Consider the following 9,134-nt stretch of genomic DNA (forward strand, 5'->3'; position numbering starts at 1 on the left):
TCAAGGAATGGCAAAGAAGCGATTGAAACAGTCTGCAACAAGGCGTGCGCCGGCCTCGTCGTTCAAGTGCAGGTGATGCCCGCCCGGCAGCTGTTCCAGGTTGAAGGGTAGCTGTTCGAGCAACGCCGTGTTGCGCGCCAGCATGCCGTCGCTGGCGACCACCAGTTGGGTCGGGCAGGCAAGCCGCTGCACGAAGGTCAGGGCCTGCGCTTCGCTCATGCGCAGTGGCGAGGGCAAGGTCAGGCGGCTGTCGCTGCGCCAGGTGTAGCCACCGGGTACCGGCATCAGGCCGCGCTGGGCGAGCAGCTCGGCCGCTTCGCGGGTGACCGCCACCATGCCCTGCATGCGCGCCTGCACCGCCTGTTCCAGGGTCGGGTACACCGTCTTGCCCCGGCTGCCCTGGCGCAGCTGCGCCTGCAAGGCCATGCCCATGCGTTCGGCGGTGTCCTGCGGGCCGGCGCCGGGCGGGATCACCCCGTCGATCAGCGCCAGGCGGCTGACGCGTTCGGGCAAGGCGCCAGCCAGTACCACCGCGATGATCGCCCCCAGCGAGTGCCCGAGCAGGGCAAAGCGCTGCCAGCCCAGCTGTTCGGCCACCCGTAGCACGTCGTAGGCGTAATCCCACAGCGCGTAGCTGGCGCCCGCGGGGCGGTGTTCTGAATAGCCATGCCCGGCCAGGTCCAGCGCTACCACACGCAATCCGCGCAACCGGGGCGCCAACCGGGCGAAGGTATTGGCGTTGTCCAGCCAGCCGTGCAAGGCGATGACCGGCTGCCCATCGGCAGGGCCGAACAGGTGCGCGGCCAGTTCGATGTGGCCCAGGTCCAGACGTACTTCCTCTACCCCCGTCATCACGCGCCCTCCTGCCAGCGATCAAACAGCCCCTTGAGCAGACTGGCCGTGTCATGCGGGCGCTCCAGCGGAAACATGTGCCCACCGGGCAGGCGGTGAAATTCGCCCTGGGCCATGTTGCGCACGGCCCGCGCATGGTGCCGGCGTACCACCTTGCTACGGGTGCCACCCACCATCGCCAGCGGCAGCGCCAGTTGCCGGCTGTGGCCTGGGCTGATGTGCGGCAGGCTGCGGTAGATGCTGATCTCGGTGGCCGGGTCGAAGCGCAGCCGCAACTGCTCGCCATCGGCGTGCAGGCCATGCTCCAGGTAGGCCTCGAAACACTCGGGATCGAAGTGGCGAAACAGGGCTTTGCCGGTGAAGTAGGCACGCGCACTGTCACGGTCGGCGAAGGCCTCACGGCGCCCCAGCGTGCGCCCGGCCGGGGTGATGCGGTCGATGAACCCCAGCCGCTTGGCCAGCCGGATCAACCACTCGTCGGTACGGGTCAGCACCGGCGAGTCGAGCATCACCACGCCCCGGTAGTACTGTGGGCAGCGCAGCGCGGCATGCAGGTGCAGCACGCCGCCCAGCGAGTGCCCTACCCCCCATACTGGCGCGGGCTGCTGCTGGAGGTGATGGAGCAGCTCGTCCACCAGGTTCTGCCAGTTGTCATTCACCGGGAAACGCGGATCGTGCGCATGCAGCGGCAGGTGGCTGACCTGGTAGTCGGGCGCCAGCGCGGCGAACAGCTTGCCGTAAGTGCCAGAGGGGAAGCCGTTGGCGTGGGCGAAAAAGATCTGCTGGGTCATGGTCGCCGGTCCGCGAAGGGGAATGGCGCCATTGTGGGTGCCGTCGCAACATGCGGCAACATCCGTACAGGCCATGGAGCACGACGATCAGGTCAATACACGTCGAAACTGGATATGGATCGGTGCAGGCAGGCTTGCAGGTACAGCACCTGATACTCCATCGCTTCTCGCGCCTTGCACCTCTGCTCGGGGGTGAGGTCCGCCCTTCGCAGCGCCAGGCAGGTGCTCTGCAGCTTGTGCCCCATATCCCTACAGGCTTCGCGAAACTGCTTGAGCTCACGCAACCCTTCAAGGCGCCGCATCAGCTCATCGAGCTTGGCCTCGGCGCTGTCCTTCAGTACATGGTACTCGGCAAAATCGAGTGCCTGTGCGCGTTCGACCTGCCGCACAACGTCGTAGAAATACGCCGAGCCTGCCATCTCAATGTTCCGTTTGCTCATCACCCGCTCCTTTCACACCGCGTGCAGTGCCTGGTGGGACGCTAACAAGATGGGCAATACGCAACAACTGACATAACTATCAGGTACCCGGCGGGGTCTCACCCAGCGCAATCACAGCGATGGTCAGCCGTGAAATGCAGCTGGCCTTGCCCTCATCGGTGCTCAGGCGGATATCCCAGACGTGGGTGCTGCGGCCGATATGCACCGGCCGCGCGGTGGCCGTGACCCGCCCGCTGCTTACCCCGCGCAGGTGGTTGGCGTTGATCTCCAGCCCGACGCAGTAGTAACGGCTGGTATCGATGCACAGGTAGCTGGCCATGGAGCCGACGCTTTCGGCCAGTACCACCGAGGCGCCACCATGCAGCAGGCCGAACGGCTGATGGGTCCGATGGTCGACGACCATGCTGGCGCTCAGGGAATCTTCGGTAAAGGATTCGAAACGGATGTCCAGCAACTCGCCAATGGTGTTGTGCTGCCGAGCGTTGAGCTGGTCGATATCGGGCTGGGTTTTCCAGAGACTCATGGGTCAGTCCTTGTCGGTTGGGCGATCAGGGGTGAGTGAGGCTGCGCAAGGTCATCAGGCCAGCCAGCGGGTGCTCGCCGTCAAGCTGCGCGAGGCTGGCGGTGCTCATCGGTGCCGGTTGCCGGCGGTGGCCGTGCTCGAGCAGGCTGACCAGGGCGCCCACCAGCGGTTGATGGCTTACCAGCAGGATCTCCTCGACGCCCAACAGGTCCAGTTCGGCGATGACCTGCTGCGGGTCACTTTCGGGGGCCAGCCACGGCACGGTCTGCACCGGCTTGTCAAAACCCAGCGCCTCGTGGACCAGCGCAGCGGTCTGCTGCGCACGCACATAGGGGCTGGCCAGGATCACCTGGGGTGCCTTGCCGAGCAGGTGCGCAGCGCTGCGCAGCACCTGCTCGCGGCCGTGGGCGGTCAGGCGGCGCTCGGCGTCACTGTTGGCGTGCGGCTCGGCTTCACCGTGGCGCAGCACCCACAGCTTCACAGCTTGGGCTCTTCGTCACGCACCGGGTGCGGTGCAGGCGGTACGCTGTGGGCGGTTTCGCCTTCGGGCGCACGCGGCGCCGGCCAGTCGGCGAACGGCCAGGGCTTCTGGTCACTGTGAAAGCTGGCGAAGCGACCGATCTGCGCCAGGAACTGGCTCAGGCTGTCGCCAACGTTCATCAGGCTGGCGCTCGGCGCGCCATAGATCAGCCGGTACACCAGCTGCACCACCACCAGGCCCGCCAGCAGCAGTTCGGCCAGTTGCCAGACCAGTACAAACACCAGCATCCACAGCACCCGCAGGATGATCGACTCGCGCTGTGCCTGTTTCGGGGATTCGTTCATGCCTTGCTCCTGTGTTCAGTTGAAACCACGGGTGGAAATGAAATCGACGTCGGTTTTCGGCTCGCCACGCATCAGCAGCTCGATCACCTGGTTCAACGTTCGGCCTTCGAACAGGATCGCATGCAGGCCGGCCACCAGCGGCATATAGACCTGTACTTCCTGGGCCTTGGCCTTGAGCACCTTGAGGGTGTTGACGCCTTCGGCCACCTCGCCGAGGCGATTGACCGCCTCGTCCAGGCTCAGGCCCTGGCCCAGGGCGTGACCGACCTGGTAGTTGCGGCTCTTGGGCGACGAGCAGGTGACGATCAGGTCGCCAACCCCGGCCAGGCCCAGGAAGGTCATCGGGTTGGCACCCTGGCTCACCGCAAAGCGGGTCATCTCGGCCAGCGCGCGGGTAATCAGCATGCTCTTGGTGTTTTCGCCCATGCCCAGCGCCACCGCCATGCCGGCAATGATCGCGTAGACGTTTTTCAGTGCACCACCCAGTTCCACGCCGAAGCGGTCGTTGCTGGCGTACACGCGAAAGGTGCGCCCATGCAGCACGTCCTGCACGCGCTGGCACAACTGCTCGTCTTCGCTGGCGACCACCGTGGCGGTCAGCGCGTGTTCGGCCACCTCACGCGCCAGGTTCGGCCCCGACAGCACGCCAATACGCGCCTGCGGGGCGATTTCCTCGAGGATCTGGCTCATCAGCTTGAAGCTCTGCGCCTCGATGCCCTTGGTCAGGCTCACCAGCAGCTTGCCGCCCAGCAACTGGGCATGCGGCGCCAGCACGCTGCGCAGGGCGCTGGAGGGCAAAGCGACGAAAATCAGCTCGCAGGCCTGCAGGGTCGCGAGCAGGTCGTTGACCGGCTCGACCCCGGCGTGGATTTTCACGCCTTTGAGGTAGCGCGGGTTTTCACGGTTGTTGCGCATGGCCTCGGCCTGTTCGGGGTCGCGCATCCACTGCCGCACCCCAACGCCATTTTCGGCCAGCAGGTTCGCCACGGCGGTACCGAAGCTCCCTCCCCCCAGAACTGCAACAGGCTGCTGCTCAGTCATATCCAATCCGTTAAAACCCATAAAAGTGGCGACGCCAGCATTATACGGAGGCTTGGGGCCACGACCAGCGCCAGATGTGCGATTCGACCGCAGCGATAGCGGTTCGATCACTGGAAAATGCCGGCTACTCGGTTAACATGCGCGGCTACTACCTGTTATCAAGGCCGTGCCGTGCTCCCTGGCCCTCCTGTTTCGCGCCCGCTGCTCCTGCTGACTGCCCTGCTGGGCGGCCAGGCGGTGGCGCACGATCTGTTCGTCGACAGCCAGGCGCTGCCGCAGATTCTCACCGCCACCCGGCTCAAGCAATCACCGGCAGCGGTACCGGGCAGCATGAGCGTGCTCGACAGCGAACTGATCCGCGCCAGCGGCGCCCGCGACATCCCGGAGTTGCTGCGTCTGGTACCGGGCATGATGATCGGCTACGGCGCCGGCAACCAGCCGAGCGTCAACTACCACGGCAGCAACGGCAACGATGCACGGCGCATGCAGGTTCTGATCGACGGCCGCTCGGTGTACCGCGCAGGCCTGGCCACGGTGGACTGGAGCGACATCCCGCTGGCACTGGAAGATATCGAGCGCATCGAAGTATTCCGCGGCCCCAATACGGTCAGCTACGGGGCCAACGCCCTGATGGCAGTGGTCAACATCCTCACCCGCAGCCCGGCCGACAGCCACGGCACCCGGCTCAAGGTGACCCGTGGACAGCGCGGCATCGATGACTGGTACGCCAGCCAGGGCATGGGGTGGGACGGTGGCGACCTGCGCCTGTCGCTGTCGGGCATGCAGGACGACGGCTTCGACGAAGATGCGCGCGCCCAGGATTACCGTGACAGCCGCCGCCTGACACGCCTGAGCCTGAGCGTCAGCCACGCCCTGGCAGTCGACCAGAGCCTGGACTGGCAGTTTTCCGCCAAGGAGGGCAGCGACCAGCGTCCTTACACCTACAAGCCGGTGTTCTACGGTGTGACCGGTGCCGGCAACAATGCCGACGTGAATGCCAAGGACTATGCAGGCTCGGTGCGCTGGAACCTCGATCTCGACCCACAGCACAGCCTCTATGTGCAGGCCTCGGCACTGCACTGGGACCGTCAGCAGGTGTGGCGCGCCTGCGATGCGGCGATCTCGTTCAGCCCGCAGTTGACCCAGCTGTGGCGGCTCAACCCCGACTTCACCGAGCGTCTGGCGCGCAACATCACCGCGCCGATTCCGCCGGGCAGCGCCCGGGAGCAGGCGCTGGCCACCCAGGTCAAGCAGCAGTGGCAGAACGGCGGCGCCAACCAGGTGTGCGGCGACATAGACCAGAGCACCCGTGAAACACGCGTGGACCTCGAAGTGCAGGACACCCTGAGCCTGTCGGACAGCCTGCGCCTGGTCAGCGGGATCAACTACCGCTACGACCGCGCCGATTCGCAGACCTATTTCAATGGCAGCGTGGACGACAGCACCTGGCGCCTGTTCGGCCAGCTCGAATGGCAGGCCGACGAGCACTGGATCGTCCAGGGCGGCGCCATGTTCGAAGACGCCCGCCTGTCGGGCAGTTCGCTGACTCCGCGCGTGGCGCTCAACTACCTGATCACCCCGCGCCATGGCCTGCGCGCAGTGTATTCGGAGGCGGTGCGCTCGCCCGACATGTTCGAGAACAACGTCAACTGGAGCTACCGTGTCGACAACCTCAGCCCTGGCGCGTTCGGCCGGCGCAGCGGTGAATACTTCGTCAAGACCCGTGGCCCCGGCAACCTCGACCAGGAGCGCATGCGCTCGCGCGAGCTGGGCTATAACGGCTACTTCAGCGAGGCTGGGCTGAGCGTCGACCTCAAGCTGTTCCATGACGAAATCACCGGCATGGTCAGTGAACCGCTGCGCAACAACCAGTACATCGCCAGCAACGCCAACAAGGCCCGCTTCACCGGCAGCGAAGCGCAACTGGACTGGCGCCTGGGTGCCACCGACCGCCTGCGCCTGACCTACGCGTATGTCGATGCCTGGGCCAGCAACCCCGACGACCACGCCATGAGCGCACGCAACAGTGGCTCGGCCGGCTGGTTGCGCGAGTGGGGCCAGGGCTGGTCCAGTGCCCTGTTCTACTATGGCGACGACGCGCTCAACCAATACCGTTTCGAACGCCTCGACCTGCGCGTGGCCAAGCGCATCCCTGTGCAGCGTGCCAGCCTGGAGCTGGCCGGCATGCTGCAGCAGCGCCTGGACGACGAGCCCACCAGTGCCATGCAGAACCGCTATGACAGCCGCCATGTGCTGTATTTCAGCGCGGAACTGGCGTTCTGATGCGCCTGCTGCAGCGTTGCCTGCTGCTGATGCTGATGTGGCCGCTGACGGCACTTTCAGCCGGCGACATCGTGCTTACCGCGGCCCAGGACACGGCGTCAGTACGCGGCTTCGTCCAGGCCCTGCGCCAGCAGCGGCCTGCCGACCGGGTACGCTTCGTGCCCGTCGCCGAACTGCCCGCACCCGTTCGCCTGGCGCCAGCCACACGCCTGGTGCTGCTGGACACGGCCGCCCTGGACTGGCGCCTGAGCCAGGCCGACGGCCCGCCGGCGCTGGCGCTGCGCATCACCCGGGTGCAGGCAGAGCGACGCCTGGGCGGGGTACGCCCCGCCTACCTGAGCCTGCTGTGGAGCGACCCGCCGCTGGCCCGCCAGTTGCGCCTGACCCACTACCTGTTGCCGCAAGCCAGGCGCATTGGCGTGCTCTACGCTGAACACAGCAGCTTCCTGCTGGAAGAGTTGCGCCAGGCCGCGCGGCCGCTGGGCCTGAAAATCGTCGCCCAGGCCTGGCCCGATCCGCGCGACAATCGCCCGCTGCAGGCCGTGTTGAAGAACAGCGACGTGCTGCTGGGCCTGGATGACCTGCAGTTGTACAACCCCCATACCGCGAAAAACCTGCTGCTCAGCAGCTATGCACGACAAGTGCCGCTGATCGGCCCCAATGCCGGGTTCGTGCGTGCCGGGGGGCTGGCCAGCACCCTGAGTGATCAGCAAGACTGGCTGGCAGTGCTCACGCGCCTGCTTGATCAGCCCCCGGCCCAATGGCCACGGGAACGCTACCCCGAGCATTTTCGCGTGACCGGCAACCGGCAGGTTGCCCGCGCGCTGGGCATTGAGGCAATAGACCCGGCGGCCGCACAGCAGGCCGTGGCCGCAGGAGAGATTCACCCATGAAGAAACTGAGCTGGGACATCAATACCCGCACCCAGATCATCAGCCTGGGCCCTGCCCTGCTGCTGACGCTGCTGTTGATCAGTTTTTTCACCTTCGTGCGCATCCAGGACTTGCGCCAGGAGCTCAACCATACCGGCCAGCTGATCGCCAACCAATTGGCCCCGGCCTCGGAATACGGGGTGATCTCCGGCAACGACGAAGTGCTCGAGAGCCTGATGCGCGCCACCCTGACCATCCCGCACGTGCGTTTTCTCGAGGTGCAGGACAGCGCCAACCACATCCTGGTGTATGTCGAGCAACCCGACGAACATGAAAACCGCCCTCAGCAGGTCGAGGTGTTCCAGGCACCGATCCGCCTGCAGCGGATCTTTCTGGAGAATGACTTCCTGCACAACGGCAGCCCGGCCTCGGCCAATGGCGATGACTACCTGGGGCGGGTGATCGTCGGCATGTCCGACGATGCGTTCAACCAGCGCCAGCAGGAGATCGTCATCAAGGCCGCGATCCTGGCACTGTTCGCCCTGCTCTTCACCTTTGTGCTGGCGCGCCGCCTGGCCCTGAGCCTGTCGCGTCCGATCAGCGACATGGGGCATGCGGTCAAGGCGATCCAGCAGGGCGACTTCAACGCACCACTGCCGGTGGTCGACGACAGCGAGCTGGGCCATCTGGCCCGCCACATCAACAACCTGGCCAGCGGCCTGGCCCAGGCCAGCCACGAACAGCAGCAGGCCATCGCACAGCTGATCCAGGCCCGCGAAGAGGCCGAACAGGCGAACCGGGCCAAGTCGGACTTCCTGGCGATGATGAGCCATGAGCTGCGCACGCCGATGAACGGCGTGCTTGGCATGTTGCAACTGTTGCAGACCACCCTGCTTAGCGATGAACAGAGCGAGTACGCGGCGGTGGCCAGCGAGTCGACCGGGCATTTGCTCAAGGTGATCAATGACATCCTCGATTTCTCGCGGATCGAGCGCACCACGCTGGAACTGGAACACATCGATTTCAACCTGGCCGAGCTGATCGGCAGTTGCACACAGTCGTTTCAGCATGCCGCCCAGCAGCGCGGGCTGATATTGCAGGCACCACTGCCCCCAGGCATGGAGCAACTGCGCGTGGCCGGCGACCCCACGCGGATCCGCCAGGTACTGGTGAACCTGATCGGCAACGCCCTGAAGTTCACCGAACAGGGCAGTGTGCAGATCGAGCCGCGCTGGCAGGTACTGGATCGTCAGCTGATCTGGTTCACCTGCGCGGTGCGCGATACCGGCATCGGTATCGACAGCACGCGCCTGGAGACCATGTTCCAGGCCTTCCAGCAGGCCGACAGCTCGATTTCACGGCGCTACGGCGGCACCGGCCTGGGCTTGTCGATCGCACGCACCCTGACCGAACGCATGGGCGGCACGCTGCGCGCCGAAAGCCGCGAGGGCAAAGGCTCGACCTTTACCCTGGAAATGCCCCTGGCGCTGTGCGCCCCAGCCCCCCC

Annotated in this window: 10 protein-coding genes; 3 read left to right on the plus strand and 7 right to left on the minus strand. The window is 65.6% G+C overall.

Annotated elements, in window-relative coordinates:
* The 7 genes from KUO17_RS14030 to KUO17_RS14060 form a co-directional block, all read right to left on the minus strand.
* Nucleotides 1-855: an alpha/beta fold hydrolase gene (locus KUO17_RS14030; protein WP_217976147.1), complete on the minus strand. Its 855-nt coding sequence runs from the start codon at nt 853-855 to the stop codon at nt 1-3.
* Nucleotides 852-1,643, minus strand: a complete 792-nt coding sequence (locus tag KUO17_RS14035; protein WP_217976148.1) for an alpha/beta fold hydrolase — start codon at nt 1,641-1,643, stop codon at nt 852-854. The genes KUO17_RS14030 and KUO17_RS14035 overlap by 4 nt, the downstream gene beginning before the upstream one ends.
* 92 nt (nt 1,644-1,735) lie before the next feature.
* On the minus strand, nt 1,736-2,083 hold the full coding sequence (locus KUO17_RS14040; RefSeq protein WP_217976149.1) for a hypothetical protein: 348 nt from the start codon (nt 2,081-2,083) through the stop codon (nt 1,736-1,738).
* A gap of 79 nt (nt 2,084-2,162) precedes the next feature.
* Nucleotides 2,163-2,606 carry a hotdog fold thioesterase gene (locus KUO17_RS14045; protein ID WP_217976150.1) on the minus strand — a complete coding sequence of 148 codons (444 nt, stop codon included), beginning with the start codon at nt 2,604-2,606 and terminating at the stop codon, nt 2,163-2,165.
* Between the two features lie 25 nt (nt 2,607-2,631).
* A complete protein-coding gene (gene sixA / locus KUO17_RS14050) occupies nt 2,632-3,087 on the minus strand; it encodes a phosphohistidine phosphatase SixA (RefSeq protein ID WP_217976151.1) in 456 nt (151 codons plus the stop codon).
* Nucleotides 3,084-3,431 carry a DUF4389 domain-containing protein gene (locus tag KUO17_RS14055; protein ID WP_217976152.1) on the minus strand — a complete coding sequence of 116 codons (348 nt, stop codon included), beginning with the start codon at nt 3,429-3,431 and terminating at the stop codon, nt 3,084-3,086. Before KUO17_RS14055 ends, sixA begins: the two co-directional genes overlap by 4 nt.
* A 15-nt stretch (nt 3,432-3,446) precedes the next feature.
* Nucleotides 3,447-4,472: an NAD(P)H-dependent glycerol-3-phosphate dehydrogenase gene (locus KUO17_RS14060; RefSeq protein WP_217976153.1), complete on the minus strand. Its 1,026-nt coding sequence runs from the start codon at nt 4,470-4,472 to the stop codon at nt 3,447-3,449.
* A 117-nt stretch (nt 4,473-4,589) separates the two neighbouring features.
* On the opposite strand from KUO17_RS14060, the gene KUO17_RS14065 reads away from it, so the two are divergent.
* The 3 genes from KUO17_RS14065 to KUO17_RS14075 all read left to right on the plus strand — a co-directional run.
* Nucleotides 4,590-6,755 carry a TonB-dependent receptor plug domain-containing protein gene (locus KUO17_RS14065; RefSeq protein WP_217976154.1) on the plus strand — a complete coding sequence of 722 codons (2,166 nt, stop codon included), beginning with the start codon at nt 4,590-4,592 and terminating at the stop codon, nt 6,753-6,755.
* On the plus strand, nt 6,755-7,648 hold the full coding sequence (locus tag KUO17_RS14070; protein ID WP_217976155.1) for an ABC transporter substrate binding protein: 894 nt from the start codon (nt 6,755-6,757) through the stop codon (nt 7,646-7,648). The genes KUO17_RS14065 and KUO17_RS14070 overlap by 1 nt, the downstream gene beginning before the upstream one ends.
* A partial coding sequence (locus KUO17_RS14075) for an ATP-binding protein (RefSeq protein ID WP_217976156.1) occupies nt 7,645-9,134 on the plus strand: 1,490 nt, incomplete at its 3' end. The genes KUO17_RS14070 and KUO17_RS14075, both read left to right, overlap by 4 nt.

The organism is Pseudomonas aegrilactucae (genome assembly GCF_019168305.1).
In the GTDB taxonomy this organism is placed as follows: Bacteria; Pseudomonadota; Gammaproteobacteria; order Pseudomonadales; family Pseudomonadaceae; genus Aquipseudomonas; species Aquipseudomonas aegrilactucae.